The sequence below is a fragment of the Streptomyces sp. NPDC057697 genome (genome assembly GCF_042799335.1).
Lineage (GTDB): Bacteria > Actinomycetota > Actinomycetes > Streptomycetales > Streptomycetaceae > Streptomyces.
Window position 1 is genome coordinate 188,253 of record NZ_JBHVJA010000001.1, and the last position, 20,128, is coordinate 208,380.

At 71.8% G+C, this 20,128-nt stretch carries 15 protein-coding genes; 7 read left to right on the forward strand and 8 right to left on the reverse strand.

From position 1 onward, the window contains the following. Nucleotides 1-34: 34 nt before the first annotated feature. Complete coding sequence (locus ACFVFH_RS00890) at nucleotides 35-313, forward strand: DUF6343 family protein (RefSeq protein WP_383761542.1); 279 nt, start codon at nucleotides 35-37, stop codon at nucleotides 311-313. A gap of 33 nt (nucleotides 314-346) precedes the next feature. Here the strand turns inward: ACFVFH_RS00890 and ACFVFH_RS00895 are convergent, their stop codons facing one another. From ACFVFH_RS00895 to ACFVFH_RS00905, 3 genes are all read right to left on the reverse strand, one after another. Beyond that, nucleotides 347-715, reverse strand: a complete 369-nt coding sequence (locus tag ACFVFH_RS00895) for a tetratricopeptide repeat protein (RefSeq protein ID WP_383761545.1) — start codon at nucleotides 713-715, stop codon at nucleotides 347-349. Nucleotides 716-803: 88 nt separating this feature from the next. Beyond that, the gene (gene coaE, locus ACFVFH_RS00900) at nucleotides 804-1,406 is read right to left on the reverse strand and encodes a dephospho-CoA kinase (protein ID WP_383761548.1); all 603 of its coding nucleotides are present in this window, start codon (nucleotides 1,404-1,406) and stop codon (nucleotides 804-806) included. A 100-nt stretch (nucleotides 1,407-1,506) separates the two neighbouring features. Further along, entirely contained in the window at nucleotides 1,507-2,445 is a 939-nt protein-coding gene (locus tag ACFVFH_RS00905; RefSeq protein ID WP_383761550.1) for a PAC2 family protein, read from the reverse strand. 483 nt (nucleotides 2,446-2,928) lie between these two features. Here ACFVFH_RS00905 and ACFVFH_RS00910 point away from each other — a divergent pair, with 483 nt between their 5' ends. Beyond that, the gene (locus ACFVFH_RS00910; RefSeq protein ID WP_383761553.1) at nucleotides 2,929-3,891 is read left to right on the forward strand and encodes a right-handed parallel beta-helix repeat-containing protein; all 963 of its coding nucleotides are present in this window, start codon (nucleotides 2,929-2,931) and stop codon (nucleotides 3,889-3,891) included. A gap of 97 nt (nucleotides 3,892-3,988) precedes the next feature. On the opposite strand, the gene rpsA is transcribed toward ACFVFH_RS00910, so the two are convergent. Then, the gene (gene rpsA, locus ACFVFH_RS00915; RefSeq protein ID WP_072483117.1) at nucleotides 3,989-5,500 is read right to left on the reverse strand and encodes a 30S ribosomal protein S1; all 1,512 of its coding nucleotides are present in this window, start codon (nucleotides 5,498-5,500) and stop codon (nucleotides 3,989-3,991) included. Nucleotides 5,501-5,899: 399 nt separating this feature from the next. On the opposite strand from rpsA, the gene ACFVFH_RS00920 reads away from it, so the two are divergent. Continuing rightward, entirely contained in the window at nucleotides 5,900-6,712 is an 813-nt protein-coding gene (locus tag ACFVFH_RS00920; RefSeq protein WP_383761555.1) for a class I SAM-dependent methyltransferase, read from the forward strand. A gap of 103 nt (nucleotides 6,713-6,815) precedes the next feature. Beyond that, nucleotides 6,816-9,392, forward strand: a complete 2,577-nt coding sequence (hrpB, locus tag ACFVFH_RS00925) for an ATP-dependent helicase HrpB (RefSeq protein ID WP_383761557.1) — start codon at nucleotides 6,816-6,818, stop codon at nucleotides 9,390-9,392. Here the strand turns inward: hrpB and ACFVFH_RS00930 are convergent. The 3 genes from ACFVFH_RS00930 to ACFVFH_RS00940 form a co-directional block, all read right to left on the reverse strand. Beyond that, a complete protein-coding gene (locus ACFVFH_RS00930; RefSeq protein ID WP_383761560.1) occupies nucleotides 9,379-10,350 on the reverse strand; it encodes a DUF3068 domain-containing protein in 972 nt (323 codons plus the stop codon). The genes hrpB and ACFVFH_RS00930 overlap by 14 nt on opposite strands. A gap of 33 nt (nucleotides 10,351-10,383) precedes the next feature. Beyond that, nucleotides 10,384-10,521: an SPW_0924 family protein gene (locus ACFVFH_RS00935; RefSeq protein WP_136330601.1), complete on the reverse strand. Its 138-nt coding sequence runs from the start codon at nucleotides 10,519-10,521 to the stop codon at nucleotides 10,384-10,386. Nucleotides 10,522-10,666: 145 nt separating this feature from the next. Beyond that, nucleotides 10,667-12,448, reverse strand: a complete 1,782-nt coding sequence (locus ACFVFH_RS00940) for a lytic murein transglycosylase (RefSeq protein ID WP_383761563.1) — start codon at nucleotides 12,446-12,448, stop codon at nucleotides 10,667-10,669. Nucleotides 12,449-12,795: 347 nt separating this feature from the next. Between ACFVFH_RS00940 and ACFVFH_RS00945 the strand changes: the two genes are divergently transcribed. After that, a complete protein-coding gene (locus ACFVFH_RS00945; protein ID WP_383761565.1) occupies nucleotides 12,796-13,650 on the forward strand; it encodes a DUF4184 family protein in 855 nt (284 codons plus the stop codon). A 313-nt stretch (nucleotides 13,651-13,963) separates the two neighbouring features. Here ACFVFH_RS00945 and polA read toward each other — a convergent pair whose 3' ends face one another. Continuing rightward, nucleotides 13,964-16,675, reverse strand: a complete 2,712-nt coding sequence (polA, locus tag ACFVFH_RS00950) for a DNA polymerase I (protein ID WP_383761567.1) — start codon at nucleotides 16,673-16,675, stop codon at nucleotides 13,964-13,966. A gap of 156 nt (nucleotides 16,676-16,831) precedes the next feature. On the opposite strand from polA, the gene ACFVFH_RS00955 reads away from it, so the two are divergent. After that, on the forward strand, nucleotides 16,832-19,108 hold the full coding sequence (locus ACFVFH_RS00955; protein ID WP_383761570.1) for an FdhF/YdeP family oxidoreductase: 2,277 nt from the start codon (nucleotides 16,832-16,834) through the stop codon (nucleotides 19,106-19,108). A 128-nt stretch (nucleotides 19,109-19,236) separates the two neighbouring features. Next, a complete protein-coding gene (locus tag ACFVFH_RS00960; RefSeq protein ID WP_383761572.1) occupies nucleotides 19,237-19,707 on the forward strand; it encodes a PaaI family thioesterase in 471 nt (156 codons plus the stop codon). The last annotated feature ends 421 nt before the right edge of the window (nucleotides 19,708-20,128 follow it).

Sequence of the window (20,128 nt, forward strand, 5' to 3'; positions counted from 1 at the left end):
TCGCGGGTCCATCCTGGTAGGAGAGGCGATCGCCATGCGTACCGGCAATGAACCGACGACTGCCCGCAGTCCACTGCGGCTGCGGTTCTGGCTGAGTCTATGGGGGCTGGTCTGGGCCGTCTTCGGCCTGGCCGCCTTCACGATGGCCGGCCGGCCGGGCTGGGCCGCCGCCTGCGGCGTGCTGCTCCTGCTGGTCCTGGTGGACCTGGGGGTGATCGTCCACCACATCCACCAGGGACCGCACTACCAGCCCGGACGCAACATCCCGCCCTACGAGCCCGACCACGGCGGGCGCGGCAGATACGGCCACTGACCCCGCCCGGGGCGCGCCCGCCGGGCCCGGACCTCAGTCCTGGACCGGGAAGCGGGCCGCCCTCAGATACTCGGGGTTCGGGTCGAGCGCGGCGGCCAGCCGGAAGTGCCGGGCGGCCCGGTCGGTGCGGCCTGAGCGCTCGAAGGTCCGGGCCAGCGCGAAGTGCGCGAAGGCGTTGTCCGGTTCGCGCTCCAGGACGAGTTCGAATTCCAGCTCGGCGGGGCGCAGCTGGGCGGCGGCGAAGAAGGCACGGGCGCGCAGCAGCCGGGCCGCGGTGTTCTCCGGATGGGCGGCGATCACCGAGTCCAGCAGCTTCACCGCGCCCCGTGGGTCGCGCGCCGCCAGCAGCTGTTCGGCCGCGCGGAAGTCGATGACGTCGGTTTCCGGGGTCCTCTCGGGCACGGTCTCGTCCCTCCCTTCCTCACCGGGTCCTCAACGTCCGGGCGGGGTCCGGTATTCCGCGCGGAGGGGCCGGGGCCGCGCGCGGGCGTCAGCCGGCCGCGGACCGCGCGGTCAGCTCCGACCAGACCTTGCGGACCTGCGGTTCCAGGTCCTCCAGCGGTCCGTCGTTGTCGATGATCAGATCGGCCACGGCCCGCCGCTGCTCCCGGGTGGCCTGGGCGGCCATCCGGGCGCGGGCCTCGGACTCGGCCATGCCGCGCAGCCGTACCAGCCGGTCGAGCTGGGTCCCGGGGCTCGCGTCGACCACCACGACCAGGTCGTAGAGCGGCGCCAGGCCGTTCTCGGTGAGGAGCGGCACGTCGTGGACGACGACGGAGCCGGGCGCCGCCGCCCGCTCCAGCTCGGCGGAGCGGGCTCCGACCAGCGGGTGGACGATGGCGTTGAGGGCGGCGAGCCGCTCGGCGTCGGAGAAGACCACCGAGCCGAGCCTGGGCCGGTCCAGGGTGCCGTCCGGGGCGAGGACGTCCGCGCCGAACTCCTCGACGACGGCGGCGAGGCCGGGGGTCCCCGGCTCGACAACCTCACGGGCGATGCGGTCCGCGTCGATCAGCACGGCTCCGTATCCGACCAGCAGCCGTGACACTTCACTCTTGCCGGCGCCGATCCCACCGGTCAGGCCCACTTTCAGCATGCCGGGCAGCCTAGTACGCGCGGGGCGCGACGGAAGGCCCGGAGCCGTTCGGACGGCCTCGCCCCGGCGCGCACATGGTCCGGGGCCGCCCGGCAGGGTCTCAGGCGTCGCCCTCACGCTCGGCGAGGAACCGCTCGAATTCGAGGCCGATCTCGTCGGCGGACGGCAGGTCCACGGGCTCGGCGACCAGATTGCCGCGGGTCTCGGACCCGGCGACCGCGTCGTACTGGTGCTCAAGGCCCTCGACCAGCGCGACGAGCTCCTCGTCGCCCTGGTCGACCTGGCGGGCGATCTCGGTCTGGGTGCGGTGCGCCTCCGTGCGCAGCGCGTGGGCGACGGTCGGCAGCACCAGGCCGGTCGCGGCCGTGATCGACTCCAGCGCGGTGAGCGCCGCGTCCGGGTACGCGGAGCGGGCCACGTAGTGCGGCACATGCGCGGCGACACCCAGGACGTCGTGTCCGGCCTCCATCAGCCGGTACTCCACCAGGGACTCCGCGGAGCCGGGCACCTGCGCCTCGTCGAAGGGGCTGCGGTGGCCGGGCATGAGGTCGGTGCGGTTGCCGTGGGGGGTGATGCCGACGGGGCGGGTGTGCGGGACGCCCATCGGAATCCCGTGGAAATTGACCGCGAGGCGGACCCCGAGGCGCTCGACGATCTGCTCGATGGCGGCGGCGAAGCGCTCCCACTCGACGTCGGGCTCGGGCCCGGACAGCAGCAGGAAGGGCGCTCCGGTGGCGTCCTGCACGACCCTGACGTCGAGCGTCGGGGTCTCGAAGGACGCCCAGCGGTCGCGCCGGAAGGTCAGCAGCGGGCGCCGTGCGCGGTAGTCGACGAGCCGGTCGTGGTCGAATCTGGCCACGACCTGGTGCGGCAGCGTTTCGAGCAGACCGTCCACGATCTGCTCGCCGGTCTCGCCCGCGTCGATGTATCCGTCGAAGTGGTAGAGCATGACCAGGCCGGCCGACTCCTGGGCGAGCGCCATGTCGACGACGGCCAGGCCCTTCGGCTCCCATTCGTACAAACTCTGCGGATCAGGCACGGTTACCGCTCCTCCTCGTGTTCGTCGGGAAGAACGCCCGGCAGGGCACATGCATTCCCGGACTGTGCCCTTTCACCCGCCGGTTCATGCCGGAACACCCGCCGGTCCGTGCGCGGACCCGCGCGGGCACGCGGGCGCGGGAACAGCGGCGGGGAGCGCCACGCGCGCCCCGGGCACCGACAGCGGAGCCCAGGAACACGGCCGTTGGCATTCACGCCGCTGAACGGCCCGGCGGGAAAGTCGAGTTCGCTGCGGCCGGGACCACCGGAGCGCCCCCGCGGCGCGGTCCGTCGGCTCCCCGCACGGCACAGGGGGGGTTCCCGCCAGTCGCCCGAACGGCCTTGCCCCAGCGCGCCCCTGGCACTGGTCCGGACATTGACACGGCCACAGCGCGTCCCTACCGTCACTGGGCAGCAAGTTCAGAGACTCGCCCCACATTCATGTACGAGAACCTCGGACTCCTTCGACGGGAAGGCACCCCCCATGCGCACCCGCACGCTGCTCCCGGCCCTGCTGGCCACCGCGCTCGCCACCGGCGGCCTCGCCCTCGCCTCCGCCGCCACGGCGGACGCGGCGACGGTCATCGAGGTGAGCACCGCCGCCCAGCTCAAGTCCGCGCTCACCGCCGCGGCCCCGGGCGACACCATCCACCTCGCGGACGGCACCTACACCGGCAACTTCAAGGCGAACGTCCCCGGCACCGCCTCGGCCCGGATCACCCTCACCGGCTCCGCCAAGGCGGTCCTCACGGCCGGCGGCGGCTACGGGCTGCACCTCAACGGCGCCTCCTACTGGACCGTCAAGGGCATCACCGTCACCGGCGGCCAGAAGGGCATCATGGCCGACACCGCCACCGGCGTCGTCATCGACTCGGTGACCGTGCACGACCTGGACATGGAGGGCGTCCACTTCCGCAAGTCCAGCAAGGACGGCATCATCCGGAACTCACGGATCTACGACACCGGGCACGACGGCCGCGGCATGGGAGAGGGCGTCTACGTCGGCACGGCCGGTGATCTCTCCGACCGGAGCGACCGCGTCCAGATCCTGGACAACACCATCGGTCCGGGCGTCGGCGGCGAGAACGTCGATATCAAGGAAGGCACCACGGGGGCGCGGATCGTCGGCAACACCTTCGACGGCAGCGGCCTGACCGGCGCCAACTACGACGACTCCTGGGTCGATGTGAAGGGCAACGACGTCCTGGTCGAGAACAACAAGGGCTCCCGTACGACCAACAACGGCTACGAGACCCACACCCAGCAGAGCGGCTGGGGCTGCGGCACCGTCTTCCGCGGCAACATCTCGGACCTGACCGGGGCCGGGGGCGACAAGCAGATCGCGATCAACGTCACCAACTACGGCTCCGGCTGCCCGGCCACCGTCTACCGCAGCAACACGGTGACCGGCGGCAAGGGGCTGACCAACATCGCCGTCACCCCGTAACCGCCCCGCGGAAACGAGTGAGGCCCGCCCCCCGGAGGGAGCGGGCCTCACTTTTCAGCTACTGCGGTCGATCAGCGACCGGAGGGGGTGCAGAGCGTCAGCTCTGGCCGCCCGCCAGCTTCTCGCGCAGGGCAGCCAGGGCCTCGTCCGACGCCAGGGCGCCGGAGTTGTCCGCGGACTCCGAGGAGTACGAGCCGCCACCGCTGCCGCCGGAGGCAGCCGGGGCGCCACCGGCCGGGGCGGCAGCGCCCTCGGCAGCAGCGGCCTCGTCGGCCTCGCGGGACTTGATGACCTGGGCCTGGTGCTGCTCGAAGCGCTGCTGCGCCTCGGCGTACTGCGTCTCCCACGCCTCGCGCTGGGTCTCGTAGCCCTCGAGCCAGTCGTTGGTCTCGGGGTCGAAGCCCTCGGGGTAGATGTAGTTGCCCTGGTCGTCGTAGGACGCGGCCATGCCGTACAGGGTCGGGTCGAACTCGACCGAGGCCGGGTCGGCACCGAAGGACTCGTTGGCCTGCTTCAGCGAGAGGCTGATGCGACGGCGCTCGAGGTCGATGTCGATGACCTTGACGAAGATCTCGTCGTTGACCTGGACGACCTGCTCCGGGATCTCCACGTGGCGCTCGGCCAGCTCGGAGATGTGGACCAGACCCTCGATGCCCTCGTCGACGCGGACGAACGCACCGAACGGAACGAGCTTGGTGACCTTACCGGGAACGACCTGCCCGATCTGGTGCGTGCGGGCGAACTGCTGCCACGGGTCTTCCTGCGTCGCCTTGAGCGACAGGGAGACGCGCTCGCGGTCCATGTCGACGTCGAGAACCTCGACGGTGACTTCCTGGCCGACCTCGACAACCTCGGAGGGGTGGTCGATGTGCTTCCAGGAGAGCTCGGAGACGTGCACGAGACCGTCGACGCCGCCGAGGTCCACGAACGCACCGAAGTTGACGATCGAGGAGACGACGCCGGAGCGGACCTGACCCTTCTGCAGGGTCGTGAGGAACGTCTGGCGGACCTCGCTCTGGGTCTGCTCCAGCCAGGCACGGCGGGACAGGACCACGTTGTTGCGGTTCTTGTCCAGCTCGATGATCTTGGCCTCGAGCTCCTTGCCCACGTAGGGCTGGAGGTCGCGGACACGGCGCATCTCGACGAGGGAGGCCGGCAGGAAGCCACGGAGGCCGATGTCGAGGATGAGACCACCCTTGACGACCTCGATGACGGTACCGGTGACGATGCCGTCCTCTTCCTTGATCTTCTCGATCGTGCCCCAGGCACGCTCGTACTGAGCGCGCTTCTTGGACAGGATGAGGCGGCCTTCCTTGTCCTCCTTCTGGAGAACCAGGGCCTCGATCTCGTCGCCGACCTTGACGACCTCGTTCGGGTCGACGTCGTGCTTGATCGAAAGCTCGCGGGAGGGGATGACGCCTTCGGTCTTGTAACCGATGTCGAGCAGGACCTCGTCCCGGTCGACCTTCACGATGACGCCGTCGACGATGTCGCCGTCGTTGAAGTACTTGATCGTCTCGTCGATCGCGGCGAGGAAGGCTTCCTCGTTACCGATGTCGTTGACCGCTACCTGCGGGGTGGTGGCGGTGGTCTCGGTGCTGCTCGTCATGTGGGAAAGGGCTCCGGTACGGACAGTGAGTCGTAGGTACTGCTACGCCGGGAGCCCGTATCACCTCTGCAGAAGCCGAACAGCCCGGGAAGCACCCGACCCGCCGGACGGGAGGCGCCTCGTGAACCGAGGGGACATACAACAGATGCGAGCGCGGCCTACTAGGTCTGAGGCGCGCAGGCTCGCAGCGCAACTTGTAGCATACGGGGGCAGCCGGGCACGGTCAATGCGCGAAGGCGCACACCGGGGGCGCAACGGCCCATATCCGGCACAACTCGTGTTCCCCGAGGCCAGATCGGCCCCGGGAGACATTCCATGGGCACGGCAGCCGTGTCCACGGGTACCCCCAGGTACGTACCGCGTGCGGCGGGGTGAAGGCAAACTACAACGACGGACACGATGAGCCAAGAGATCTACGAGGCCGAACCCGAGGCGACCCGCCGCGACGCGTCGGAGGCCGAGAGCAGCCGGGCCAGTCGCGGCTGGTGGGACCGGAACGCCGACGAGTACCAGAACGACCACGGCGCCTTCCTCGGCGACGACCGCTTCGTCTGGGGCCCCGAGGGCCTCGACGAGGCGGAGGCCGGCCTGCTGGGGCCCGCCGCTTCGCTGCGGGGCCTGGACGTCCTGGAGATCGGCGCGGGCGCCGCCCAGTGCTCGCGCTGGCTCGCCGCCCAGGGCGCCCGCCCGGTGGCCCTGGACCTCTCCCACCGGCAGTTGCAGCACGCGCTGCGCATCGGCGGCGGGGTCCCGCTGGTGGAGGCGGACGCCGGGGTGCTGCCCTTCCGGGACGGCTCCTTCGACCTGGCGTGCTCCGCCTACGGCGCGGTGCCGTTCGTCGCCGACCCCGTACAGGTCTTCCGCGAGGTCCGCAGGGTGCTGCGCCCCGGGGGCCGCTGGGTCTTCTCGGTGACGCATCCGGTCCGCTGGGCGTTCCCGGACGAGCCGGGACCGGAGGGGCTCTCGGTCGCGGCCTCCTACTTCGACCGCACCCCCTACGTCGAACAGGACGAGCGGGGCGACGCCGTGTACGTCGAACACCACCGGACGGTGGGCGACCGGGTGCGGGACGTGGTGGCCGGCGGCTTCCGGCTGGTCGACCTGGTCGAGCCGGAGTGGCCCGCCTGGAACCACCAGGAGTGGGGCGGCTGGTCCCCGCTGCGCGGCAACCTCATCCCCGGCACGGCGATCTTCGTCTGCGAACGGGACTGACCGGCCGCCCGCGAACGGGACCGGCCGGTCGTCCGCGTACGGAACCGGCCCCGTACCGCCATCGGGTTACGGCGGCGGGGGCGCGCCGTACGAGACTGGGGGCGTGATCCGTACCGACGCCCTGGACCAGTTGCCCGTACGCACCGCGGTGCCCGCCCTGGAGCGGGCGCTCGACGACCACGGGGTCGCGGTGCTGTGCGCGCCGCCCGGCACCGGCAAGACGACCCTCGTACCGCTGGTCCTGGCCGGTCTGACCGGGGGCGGGCCGGTGCGCAGGGTGGTGGTCGCCGAGCCGCGGCGGATCGCCGCGCGGGCGGCCGCACGGCGGATGGCGTGGCTGCTCGGCGAGCGGACCGGCGGCCGGGTGGGGTTCACGGTCCGCGGGGAGCGGGTGGTGGGGCGCGACACGGTGGTGGAGGTGGTGACCACCGGTGTGCTGCTCCAGCGGCTCCAGCGCGACCAGGAGCTCGCCGGGGTCGACGTGGTGATCATCGACGAGTGCCACGAACGGCATCTGGACGCCGACACGGTCGCCGCGTTCCTGCTCGACGTGCGGGAGGCGATCCGGCCCGACCTGCGGCTGGTCGCCGCCTCCGCGACCACGGACGCGCAGGGCTGGGCCCGGCTGCTGGGCGACGCCCCGGTGGTCGAGGCGCAGGGGGTCTCCCACCCTGTGGAGGTGGTCTGGGCGCCGCCGCCGGCACCGGTGCGCCCGCCGCACGGGATGCGGGTCGATCCGGCGCTGCTGACCCACGTGGCCGCGACGGTGCGCCGGGCGCTCGCCGAACGGGACGGCGACGTGCTCTGCTTCCTGCCGGGCGTCGGCGAGATCGGCCGGGTGGCGGGGCAGCTGGCCGGGGTGGCCGCCGAGGTGCTCCAGGTGCACGGGCGGGCCCCCGCGGCGGTGCAGGACGCGGTGCTGGCCGGGTCGTCGGACGGCCGGCGGGTGGTGCTGGCGACCTCGGTGGCGGAGTCGTCCCTCACCGTGCCCGGGGTACGGGTCGTGGTCGACTCGGGGCTGGCCAGGGAGGCGCGCACCGATCACGCGCGGGGGCTGAGCGCGCTCACCACCGTGCGTGCCTCGCAGGCGGCGGGGCGGCAGCGGGCGGGCCGGGCCGGGCGGGAGGCGCCCGGGACGGTGTACCGGTGCTGGGCGCAGGCGGAGGACGGGCGGCTCGCCCGCTTCCCCTCCCCGGAGATCAAGGTCGCGGACCTGGCCGCGTTCGCCTTGCAGGCGGCGTGCTGGGGCGATCCGGACGCCTCGGGCCTGGCCCTGCTCGACCCGCCGCCCGCGGGGGCGATGGGCGCGGCGCGCGAGGTGCTGACGGCGATCGGCGCGGTGGACGCGGACGGGCGGGTGACCGGCCGGGGCGTGCGGATGTCGCGCCTCGGTCTGCATCCCCGGCTGGCGCGGGCCCTGCTGGACGGCGCCGCCGAGGTGGGCGGGCGCCGGGCGGCCGAGGTGGTGGCGCTGCTGAGCGAGGAGCCGCCGCGGGAGTACGGGGACGACCTGGCGGCCGCGCTGCGCGGCGCGCGCCGGGGCGGGGACGGCTACGCGGCACGGTGGCGGCAGGAAGTCAGGCGGCTGTCCTCGTCGGTGACGGACGCGGGCGGGGGGTCCGGCCCGGTGTCCTCGTCGGTGCGGGACGCGGCCCCGGGATCCGGTCCTGTGTCCGCGCCGGGCACGGGCACGGGGGCCGGGCCGGACGACGGGGCCGTCGGGCTGGTGGTCGCGCTGGCGTTCCCGGAGCGGGTGGCGCGGGCCCGTGGCGAGGGGACGTTCCTGATGGCGTCGGGGACGGGCGCGGAGCTGCGGGACGGCTCCGCGCTGCGCAGGGCGCCCTGGCTGGCGGTCGCGGTCGCCGACCGGCCCGCGCACGCGGCGTCCGCGCGGGTACGCCTGGCCGCCGTCGTCGACGAGGACACCGCGCGGGCGGCCGCCGGGCATCTGCTGCACGGTGGCGAGGAGGTCCACTGGGCCGACGGCGACGTGGTGGCCCGCCGGGTGGAGCGGCTGGGCGCCGTCGAGCTGTCGGCGCGCCCGCTGAAGCAGCCGCCCCCCGGGCTGGTGCGCGAGGCGTTGGTGGCGGGTCTGCGGCGAGAAGGGCTCGGACTGCTGCGCTGGACGCGGGAGAGCGCGCAGTTGCGGGAGCGGCTCGCCTTTCTCCACCGCGAGCTGGGCGGGCCCTGGCCCGATGTGGCGGAGGAGGCGCTGCTGGACCGTACCGAGCAGTGGCTGGAGCCCGAACTCTCACGGGCCCGGCGGCGCTCCGACCTGGCGCGGATCGACGCGGGGCAGGCGCTGCGGCGGCTGCTGCCGTGGGCGACGGGCGAGGCGGTGCGGCTGGACGAGCTGGCGCCGGAGCGGATCGAGGTGCCGAGCGGCTCCCGGGTCCGGGTGGAGTACGGCGGGGCGCAGCCGGTCCTCGCGGTGAAGCTCCAGGAGCTGTTCGGTCTGCGGGAGACCCCGAGGGTGGCCGGGGTGCCGGTCCTGGTCCATCTCCTCTCCCCGGCGGGCCGCCCCGCGGCCGTGACCGCGGATCTGGCGTCGTTCTGGCGGGACGGCTACCGGGCCGTGCGGGCGGAGCTGCGCGGCCGCTACCCGAAGCATCCGTGGCCGGAGGATCCGACGACGGTGGAGGCGACCCGGTTCACGAAGGCGCGGCTCAGGCGGGAGTAGGTTCCGGGGCCGGGCGGCGGGAGCGCGCCTCCAGCCAGAGGGAGAGTGCGAGCAGCGCGAGGCCGAGGGCCAGGAAGCCCCAGGGCAGGTACGAGGTGAGCAGCAGGACCAGCAGGCGCTGGGACTTGACCAGGTCGACGATCGACGCGACGTAGTCCGGGCGCATCTTCACGTGCCCGGCGAACACGGTCATGGTGTCCTGCGGCATCCCCATCTTCTTGGCGTCGCGCAGCTCCTCCTTGTGGATCTCCTCGCCGTTGACGGGCGCTCCGGTGACGGGGTCCACCCAGAACATCCGCTTGGTGGTGTACCAGCGGGTCATGCCCGTCTTCGCGATCTGTTCGGGGCTGACGCCCTTGATCGGCATCTTCTTCGGCATGGGGACCTTGGTCCACGGGATGGTCTGCTCGAAGTAGTAGACGTCCATGCCGTGGAAGGTGCGGGTGCCCTTGTAGTGGATGGGCGAGCTGGTGCGGGCCTGGGCGTCGAAGTACTCGTAGTCGCGCTTCTGGGTGAGGAAGGGCCACTTGAACTCGATGCCCTCGCGCCGGACCGGGTCGCCGTCGACGGATTCGCCGGTGGCGTGGACGGGGGCCTGGCTGTGGGCGTCGAAGATGTAGCGCTCGGGGATCTCGGAGACCATCTTGCCGTCCGGGCCGACCACATAGCTGAGGGCGTCCCAGACGACGACGTCACGGCCGGCGCTGCGTTCGATCTTCTCGGACTCCTCGACGTTGCCCTTGAGGGTCTGCACGATGGTGACCTGGGGGACCTTCTTCACCTTCATGTTGTCGTTGTAGTCGAGGAGGGTGGCGGGCTTCGCCTCCAGCACCGTCTCCTGGTACTGGCTGGGCGGGATCTTCGCCAGCCTCGGGAACGCGTACCAGCGCAGCAGTGGCGACATGGCGGCGAAGAAGACGGCGAATGCCAGGAGTACGAGGCTGGCTCGGCGGCGCATGTGGTGCCCTCCCTCGGCTTCTGCTTCCGGCGACTAGTTCTTGGGGCCCGGGACGGTGGTCAGCAGGGGTTTGGGCGAGGTCTCTCCGGGCGGGGCGCCGATCGCGCTGATGGTGAGGACGAGCGCGAGGGCAGCGGCCAGCCCGATGGCGGCGGCGACGAGAGCACGCATGCCGGTCCTCCCGGAGAGCACGTATCTGATGGGTCGTCAGGGTTGGGGCACCGTAGCAACGCGGGCGCGAGATGAGAACACGTAGAACAGCCCCTCTGCCGGGTGGTGGCAAAGGGGCTGCTCCGACGCGGGCGGACGGGCGGGATCAGCCGGCGGGCGTCCTGGGGGCCTTGGACGCCCCGGGGGTCCCGGGGGTCTTGGACGCCTCGGGGGTTCCGGGGGTCTCCGACGGCCCGGGGGTACCAGGGGTCTCGGACGGGTCGGACGGGTCGGGCGTCTCGATCTTCAGCTCGATGACGAGGGTGGCGCCGCCCTCGGTGGTGAGGCGCAGCTTGTAGGTGCCCTCGGTGTCGTCGGCGTAGATGCCGGGGAGCTTCAGGGTGCCGTCGGCGCCGGTCTTCAGCCCGGTGAGGGTGCGGACCCTTTTGCCGTCGGCGTCCTTGAAGTAGGGGCCCTTGTCGTTCTCGGCAGGCTTGTCGGCGTCGGTGATCATGGTGGCGGTGACGGCGACACCGGCCGCGGGCGCGTCCTTGTACGTGGCCTCGACCTCGACGGTGTCGGCGAACTCGGCGCCGGGCGCCGCGGTCAGCGCCTTGTCGTCGGTCAGGGCGATCGCGTCGGCCCGCCGCGCGGTGACGGTCGCGGCGTAGTTGACGGGGGGCAGCGAGCGCCCCGTGGCGGTGGCCCGCACCGTGAACTTCCCGGCCTTCTCGCCCGCCTTCAGCACCGGGGCGGTGACCGTGCCATCGGCTCCGGTGCGGAGGGTGACCGTCTTCTTCCCGCCGTCGAAGGCGGCGTCGGTGTCACCGGAGACGGTGAAGGTCACCGATGCCTCGGCGAGCGGGCCGCCGAGGCCGTTCTTGGCCCGTACCTTGATCCGCTCGGCGAAGTCGTCGCCCGCCGTGGCGGTCAGTGTGCCGGTGCCGGCGTTCTCCACTCCCGCGAGGGTCTGCGCCGGCGGGGTCGTGGGCGGGGTCGTCGGAGGCGTGGTGGGCCGGGTCGGGCCGGTCGATCCGCCGTCACCCGGCTTCGACGGGTCCGGGCTCGGCTTCGGCTTGTGCGTTCCGGACGGCGAGGGGGACGGGTCCGGGCCGGGGTCCGTACCTCCGCCGAGGCCGGGCGGGAGGGCGCCGGTCCCGTCGGGGATCTCGTGGGTGCCGCGGTTGTAGTAGTCGAACCACGAGCGGACGGTACGCAGATAGGCGTCCGAGTGGTTGTAGCTCAGGACCGCCCGGTCGAGGTCTGCGGCGAGCGACAGGTCACGGGAGCCGGCGCAGAGATAGCGCCCGGCGGCGAGCGCCGCGTCGTAGATGTTGTTGGGGTCCTTGCGGCCGTCTCCGTTGCCGTCCTGACCCCAGGTCGCCCAGGTGGACGGGATGAACTGCATCGGGCCGACGGCACGGTCGTGGGTCGAGTCCCCGTCGTACGCCCCGTTGTCGGTGTCCTTGATCATCGCGAAGCCCCGGCCGTCGAGGACCGGGCCGAGGATCGGCGAGAACGTCGTGCCGTTCGCGTCGACCCGGCCGCCGCGCGCCTGGCCGGACTCGACCTTGCCGATCGCGGCGAGCAGCTGCCAGGGCAGCCGGCAGGCGGCGTCGTCGGCGGCGATGGTCTGTTCGGCCTTCTTGTACGCGGCCAGGATGGAGGCCGGGATGCCGGACTCCGCGCTTCCGGTGACGGGCGGGTTCGTCGAAGTGCCCGGCCTGTCCGGGGTGTTCAGCGGGGGCAGGTCCGTGTAGTACGGCGAGTTGCCGGTGGCCGCGCTGTCGTCCGGCGGCGGTGTCGTCCCGGTGGACTGCTGGTCGCCGCTCTGGTTGACCAGCGAGGTGCCGGGGGCTCCCGAAGCGGAGAGCGCCGCCACGACGGCGGCGGCCACAGCGGTCGTGGTCGCCCCCCTGCGAAGTCGGCGACCGAATTGCGCTGCCATAACCTCTGGCCCCTCCCCTTCGACGGCTGTCCGCGCTCCCCAGCAGCAGGACTCAGGCGACCCTACGGCAACTTGTGCTGCCGGGACACCGTGCACTGACCGGTTCTTACCTCTTTTTCACGTTCCGGACAGCAAGTTGTCAGGCGGTGAACAGAATGGCCGCACGGCCGTGGCCGGGGGCGACATACGGCGACGCGGGGAGCGTCGTACGGCCGCGGCCGGGGGTGTTGCGACGGCGACGCCCGGGACGTCGTACGGCCGTGGCCGGGCGCACCGCACGGCATTGCTCAGGAGCGTCGTACGGCCGTGGCCGGGCGCGTTGGGACCGCTCGCGCATACTTGCCGCCATGCCGTTCACCCTCAGCCATGCCGCCGCCGTTCTCCCCGGGATGCGGCGGGACGGGACGGCCCGCGGGCCGCTGTTCGCCTCGGCTCTCGTAGCGGGCTCGTTCGCCCCCGACATGACGTACTACGCGGACACCGCGATCCCCGGCGCCATGGAGTTCGGGCAGGTCACGCACTCGGTGTGGGGCGTGTTCACGGTCGATGTGCTGATCACCGCGGCCGTGGTGGCGTTCTGGCTGCTGCTGCGCGAACCCCTGGTGGCACTGCTGCCGGATACCTGGCAGGGGCGGGTGCACGCCTTCGTACGGGGTCGGCCGGCCGGCCGGGGTGTCCGGGCTGCCGTGTGGTTCGTGCTGTCGGCGGTCTTGGGGGCCGCCACCCATGTCGTCTGGGACGCCTTCACCCATCACGACCGGTGGGGGGTGCGTCTGGTGCCGGTGCTCGACGGGAGCGTCGGCGGGCTTCCGGTCTTCCAACTGGTGCAGTACGGCAGTTCGGCAGCGGCGCTGGCCGTCCTCGCCGGGTTCACCGCCTCGGGGCTGCGGCGGACCGGGGCACGCCCGGCGCCCCCGTCCGTGCCGGTGCTGGACCGCCGGGGACGGTGGTCGGCGGGGGTCCTCCTGGGCGTCTGCGCGACGCTCGGCGTGGTCCACCGGTGCGCACGCTGGTACGCGTACTTCGGGCACATCGACACCCCGCTGGACATCATCCCGACCGCCTGTTTCGGCGCGGGGGCGGGGCTGGCGGTGGGTCTGGTGCTCTATGGGGCCTGGATGAGGCTGCGGCGACCACGCCCGGCAACCGCCACCACGCCCGCAAAGCGGGCGGAGCGGGCGGAGCGGGCGGAGCGGCAATAGGGCTCGACGCCCCGGCACGCACAGCGCACTCGGCCGAGAACGGGAACAGTCAGAGACGGGAACGGACGGAGACGGAAGCGGCCGCGGGCGGGAACGGCCAGCGGGCGGGTACGGCCGCAGACGGGAGCGGCCAGGGACGGAACGGCCGCAGACGGGAGCGGCCAGGGACGGAAGCGGCCGCAGACGGAAGCGGCCAGAGGCGGCCGGGGCAGGGCATCTCGCCCCCGGCCCCCGGCTTGCCCGGCCAACTCCCCTGCCCGTCCGCCCGGCGCCCCGGCGCCCCGGCACCCCGGCCCCCCGGCCCCCCGGCAGGTCAGTGTGCCGCGGACTCCCAGTCCGTACCGACGCCCACCGAGACATCCAGCGGGGCCCGCAACTGCACGGCCGTGGACATCTCGTGGCGGAGGATCTCCTCCAGCTGCGCCCGCTCGCCCTCGGCGACCTCCAGCACGATTTCGTCATGGACCTGGAGCAGCATCCGGGACCGCAGCTTCGCCTCGGTCAGCGCCCGGTCGACATGGAGCATGGCGACCTTGACGATGTCCGCGGCCGTGCCCTGGATCGGCGCATTGAGCGCCATCCGCTCGGCCATCTCACGACGCTGGCGGTTGTCGCTGTTGAGGTCGGGGAGATAACGGCGGCGGCCGAACACCGTCTCCGTGTATCCCGTGGCCCTGGCCTCCTCCACCACCCGGTGCAGATAGTCACGCACTCCGCCGAACCGCTCGAAGTAGGTGTCCATCAGGCCACGCGCCTCGCCCGCCTCGATGTTCAGCTGCTGGGAGAGGCCGAACGCGGAGAGCCCGTACGCCAGCCCGTAGCTCATGGCCTTGATCTTGCGGCGCATCTCCGGGTCGACGGCCGACTTGTCGACGCCGAAGACCTGCGAGGCGACCGTGGTGTGCAGGTCCTCGCCGGAGGTGAACGCCTCGATCAGGCCCGCGTCCTCGGAGAGATGGGCCATCACCCGCAGCTCGATCTGGCTGTAGTCGGCCGTCATCAGCGTCTCGAAGCCCTCGCCGACGACGAAACCCCGGCGGATGGCCCGGCCCTCGTCCGTACGGACCGGGATGTTCTGCAGATTGGGGTCGGTGGAGGAGAGCCGTCCCGTCGCCGCCACCGTCTGGTTGAACGTGGTGTGGATACGGCCGTCCGCCGCGATCGTCTTGATCAGGCCCTCGACCGTGACCCGCAGCTTGGCCTGCTCACGGTGGCGCAACATGATCACCGGAAGCTCGTGCTCGGTCTGCGCGGCGAGCCAGGCCAGCGCGTCGGCGTCCGTCGTGTACCCGGTCTTCGTCTTCTTCGTCTTGGGAAGGCCCAGCTCACCGAAGAGGACCTCCTGGAGCTGCTTGGGCGAACCGAGGTTGAACTCACGGCCGACCGCGGCGTGCGCCTCCTTCACCGCCTGCTGCACCGCACCGGCGAACTGCTGCTCCATGCCCTCCAGATGAGCCCGGTCGGCGGCGATGCCATGCCGCTCCAGCCGGGCCAGCAACGCGGACGTCGGCAGCTCCATGTCATGCAGCAGCTCCGCCGCACCGACCTCCGCGAGCCGGGTGGTGAACGCGTCGCCCAGATCCAGGACGGCGCGAGCCTGCGCCATCAGGGACTCGGCCTCGGCCTGGTCGTCCGCCCCGAAGGCCAGCTGCCCGTCGGACGCGGCGGCCGGAGCCAGCTCACGGCCCAGATACTCCACCGCCAGCGCGTCCAGCGCGAAGGAACGACGGCCCGGCTTGACCAGATAGGCGGCCAGCGCGGTGTCCATCGTGACGCCCTCGACCCGCCAGCCGTGCTCGGGGAAGACCCGCATCGCGCTCTTCGCGTTGTGCATGACCTTGGGCCGGGAAGCGTCGGCGATCCAGGCGGCGAACGCCCGCTCGTCGCCCTCGTCGAGCTGGGCCGGGTCGAACCAGGCCGCCGCACCGTCCGCCGCGGCCAGCGCGACCTCGGTGACCGCACCACTGCCCACCGCCCAGGTGTCGACCGTGGCCACCCCGAGCGGCTGCTCCCCGTGCCCGGCCAGCCAGGGCGCCAGCTCACCCGCGCCCAGCACCGCACCGTCCAACTCCACGCCCGCGGCCGGCGCCGGGGCCTCCTCCTCGGCCGCACCCGGGTCCACGGCCAGCAGCCGCTCACGCAGGCTCGGGTTACGGATCTCCAGGACATCCAGCACGCCCGTCACCGCCGTACGGTCGTACGGCGCGCGCGCCAGGTCCTCGGGGGACTTCGGCAGCTCCACGTCACGGACCATCTCGGTCAGCCTGCGGTTCAGCCGCACCGCGTCCAGGTGGTCCCGGAAATTCTGGCCCGCCTTGCCCTTGACCTCCTCGGCGCGCTCGACCAGCTCGTCGAACGAACCGAACTGATTGATCCACTTCGCGGCCGTCTTCTCACCGACACCGGGAATACCCGGAAGGTTGTCCGACGGGTCACCCCGCAGCGCCGCGAAATCCGGATACTGCTGCGGCGTGAGCCCGTACTTCTCCTCGACCTTCGCCGGGGTGAACCGCGTCAGCTCCGAGACACCCTTGGTCGGGTACAGCACCGTGACGTTGTCCGTGATCAGCTGGAACGAATCCCGGTCACCGGTGACGATCAGCACCTCGAAACCGGCCGCCTCGGCCTGCGTGGCCAGCGTCGCGATGACGTCGTCCGCCTCGAAACCATCGACCGCGAAACGGTCCGCGTGCATCGCGTCCAGCAGCTCGCCGATCAGCTCGACCTGCCCCTTGAACTCGTCCGGGGTCTTCGAACGGTTCGCCTTGTAATCAGGAAACTCCTGCGCGCGCCAGGTCTTGCGGGACACGTCGAACGCCACCGCGAAATGCGTCGGCGCCTCGTCACGCAGCGTGTTCGCGAGCATCGACGCGAAGCCGTACACCGCGTTCGTCGGCTGCCCCGACCCTGTCGTGAAATTCTCCGCAGGCAGCGCAAAGAACGCCCGGTACGCCAGGGAGTGCCCGTCCATCAGGAGCAGGCGCGGTCGGTTGTCTGCCGTCTTCTTCGATGCCGTCTCAGCCACGCCCCCGATCCTGCCACGGACCACTGACATTCCCGACCGACCCGGCTCGCCGCCCGCCCGCCGGCACCGCGTGACAGGATCGCGGAAGAGGGAAAGTACGAAGAACACGGACAGCCACGATGCGCACCACGCAGCCGGCCCGAGGAGGAGCACACCATGGCCACCAAGCCGCCCACAGGTGACCCGGCCCAGGACGCGCCGCACATCGAGCCGCCCCGGCACGCCGCCGCCGGACTGCCCGCCGTCGCCCACAGCCTGCGCATCGCCCAGCAGCAGATGGGCGTCCGGCGCACCGCGCAGACCCTCCTCAAGGTCAACCAGAAGAACGGCTTCGACTGCCCCGGCTGCGCCTGGCCCGAGGGCGACACACGGCACACCGCCGAATTCTGCGAGAACGGCGCCAAGGCCGTCGCCGAGGAAGCCACGCTGCGCCGGGTCACCCCCGACTTCTTCGCCGCGCACCCGGTCGACGACCTCGCCACCCGCAGCGGGTACTGGCTGGGCCAGCAGGGCCGGATCACCCAGCCGATGTACCTCCCCGAAGGCGCCGACCGGTACGAGGCCGTGACCTGGGAGCGCGCCTTCGCCATCATCGCCGAGGAACTCAACGCCCTCGCCTCCCCCGACGAGGCCCTCTTCTACACCTCGGGCCGCACCAGCAACGAGGCCGCGTTCCTGCTCCAGCTCTTCGCCCGCGAATTCGGCACCAACAACCTCCCCGACTGCTCCAACATGTGCCACGAGTCCTCCGGCTCGGCACTGACGGAGACCATCGGCATCGGCAAGGGCAGCGTCTCCCTGGAAGACCTCCACCGGGCGGACCTGATCATCGTCGCCGGACAGAACCCCGGCACCAACCACCCCCGGATGCTCTCCGCCCTGGAGAAGGCGAAATCCGCCGGCGCGAAGATCATTTCGGTCAACCCGCTCCCCGAGGCCGGCCTGGAACGGTTCAAGAACCCCCAGACCCCCCTCGGCATGATCAAGGGCACCCCGCTCAACGACCTCTTCCTCCAGATCCGGATCGGCGGCGACCAGGCCCTCTTCCGGCTCCTGAACAAAATGATCCTGGACACCGAGGGCGCCGTCGACGAGACCTTCGTACGCGACCACACCCACGGCTACGAGGAATTCGCCGCCGCCGCCCGCCGGGCCGACTGGGAAGAGACCCTCACTGCCACCGGCCTCGACCGCACGGCCATCGAAGAAGCCCTGGCCATGGTCCTCGCCTCGAAGCGCACCATCGTCTGCTGGGCCATGGGCCTCACCCAGCACAAGCACTCCGTGCCCACCATCCGCGAAGTCGTCAACTTCCTGCTGCTGCGCGGCAACATCGGCCGCCCCGGCGCCGGCGTCTGCCCCGTCCGCGGCCACTCCAACGTGCAGGGCGACCGCACCATGGGCATCTTCGAACGCCCCGCCCCCGCCTTCCTCGACGCCCTCGACCGGGAATTCGGGATCACCTCACCGCGCCACCACGGCTACGACGTCGTCCGCTCCATCCAGGCCCTCCGCGACGGCGACGCCAAGGTCTTCTTCGCCATGGGCGGCAACTTCGTCGCCGCCACCCCCGACACCGACGTCACCGAGGCCGCGATGCGCAACGCCCGCCTCACCGTCCACGTCTCCACCAAAGTCAACCGCTCGCACGCCGTCACCGGCACCCGCGCACTGATCCTCCCCACCCTCGGACGCACCGACAAGGACATCCAGGCCACCGGCAAACAGTTCGTCACCGTCGAGGACTCCATGAGCATGGTCCACGCCTCACGCGGCAACCTCACCCCCGCCGGCCCCCACCTGCTCTCCGAACCCGCCATCATCGCCCGCCTCGCCCGCACCGTCCTCGGCCCCCGCTCGGCCACCCCCTGGGAGGAGTTCGAGAAGGACTACGCGACGATCCGCGACCGCATCTCCCGCGTGGTCCCCGGCTTCGAGGACTTCAACACCCGCATCGCACACCCCGGCGGCTTCACCCTCCCGCACGCCCCGCGCGACGAACGCCGCTTCCCCACCGCCACCGGCAGGGCCAACTTCACCGCCGCCCCCGTCGAATACCCCGAACTCCCCGCAGGCAGGCTGCTGTTGCAGACCCTGCGCTCCCACGACCAGTACAACACCACCATCTACGGCCTCGACGACCGCTACCGCGGCATCACGGGCGGCCGCCGCGTCGTCCTCGTCAACCCCGAAGACGCCCACGCCCTCGGCCTGCCCGACGGCGCCCGCACCGACCTCGTCGGCGAATGGAAGGACGGCGTGGAACGCCGCGCCCCCGGCTTCCGCGTCGTCCACTACCCGACCGCCCGGGGCTGCGCCGCCGCCTACTACCCGGAGACCAATGTGCTGGTCCCCCTCGGCTCCACCGCCGACACCAGCAACACCCCGGCCAGCAAGTCCGTCGTCATCCGGTTCGAGAACACCGCCGCCTGACCCCACCCCCCGGGCCCGGCCGGCCCCCACTCCCCCGGACAAGCCCTAAGCGTCCGCTCAGTCGTCTGATAAGAACGATGTACACAGCAACGCAGCCGTGAACCACCGCAGACGATCGGAGCCGGCCCATGGGCGAGCACACCACACCCAAGTTCCCCCAGGAGATCATCGACGAGTACGCCGCACTCGGCGTCGACCTGCCCGCCCTCTTCTCCGCCGGCCACCTCGGCGAACGCATGGGCGTCACCATCGTCGAAGCCTCCGCGGACCGCGTCGTCGGCACCATGCCCGTCGAGGGCAACACCCAGCCCTACGGACTCCTCCACGGCGGCGCCTCCGCCGTCCTCGCCGAAACCCTCGGCTCCATCGGCGCCATGCTCCACGGCGGCGCGGGCAAACTCGCCGTCGGCGTCGACCTGAACTGCACCCACCACCGCGGCGTCCGCAGCGGACTCGTTACCGGCATCGCCACCCCCGTACACCGCGGCCGCTCGACCGCCACCTACGAGATCGCCCTCACCGACGAACAGGACAAGCGCGTCTGCACCGCACGCCTCACCTGCCTGCTCCGCGACGCCCCCCGGCCCGACGCCGCCTGACCGGCCCGGAACACACCGCACACCCACCACCACACCCCTGCCCGGCCGGAACACAATCCGGCCGGGCAGCGCCATATCCAGCCACAACCACCCACCCACACACACGGATTGACAACCGAACACCCCAACTCCCCTGACCGAAAACCCTGTTGCGCACCCCACCCGGCACCCGATCCACACCCGCCCCGCACCCCGCACACACAACACCGCGTCGACCACACCACCCCCGATGTCACCCTGCGTAATCAACGTCCGGTCCGCACCACCCCCCGCACCACCCCGCCGACCCACCCCCCACCACCACCGCACACCCCACCGGCCTGCACACACCCCACCCCGCACCCCACCACGCGACAGCACCAAGATCGACCCAAGCCCCTTAGCAGAGCTGCACGTTCTCAGAATGCGGTCACTTCACCAT

Coding starts and splice junctions, on each gene's coding strand:
- ACFVFH_RS00890 (WP_383761542.1), top strand. CDS start 35: ATGCGTACCGGCAATGAACCGACGACTGCCCGCAGTCCACTGCGGCTG.
- coaE (WP_383761548.1), bottom strand. CDS start 1,406: ATGCTGAAAGTGGGCCTGACCGGTGGGATCGGCGCCGGCAAGAGTGAA.
- ACFVFH_RS00910 (WP_383761553.1), top strand. CDS start 2,929: ATGCGCACCCGCACGCTGCTCCCGGCCCTGCTGGCCACCGCGCTCGCC.
- rpsA (WP_072483117.1), bottom strand. CDS start 5,500: ATGACGAGCAGCACCGAGACCACCGCCACCACCCCGCAGGTAGCGGTC.
- ACFVFH_RS00920 (WP_383761555.1), top strand. CDS start 5,900: ATGAGCCAAGAGATCTACGAGGCCGAACCCGAGGCGACCCGCCGCGAC.
- ACFVFH_RS00930 (WP_383761560.1), bottom strand. CDS start 10,350: ATGCGCCGCCGAGCCAGCCTCGTACTCCTGGCATTCGCCGTCTTCTTC.
- ACFVFH_RS00935 (WP_136330601.1), bottom strand. CDS start 10,521: ATGCGTGCTCTCGTCGCCGCCGCCATCGGGCTGGCCGCTGCCCTCGCG.
- ACFVFH_RS00940 (WP_383761563.1), bottom strand. CDS start 12,448: ATGGCAGCGCAATTCGGTCGCCGACTTCGCAGGGGGGCGACCACGACC.
- ACFVFH_RS00945 (WP_383761565.1), top strand. CDS start 12,796: ATGCCGTTCACCCTCAGCCATGCCGCCGCCGTTCTCCCCGGGATGCGG.
- ACFVFH_RS00955 (WP_383761570.1), top strand. CDS start 16,832: ATGGCCACCAAGCCGCCCACAGGTGACCCGGCCCAGGACGCGCCGCAC.
- ACFVFH_RS00960 (WP_383761572.1), top strand. CDS start 19,237: ATGGGCGAGCACACCACACCCAAGTTCCCCCAGGAGATCATCGACGAG.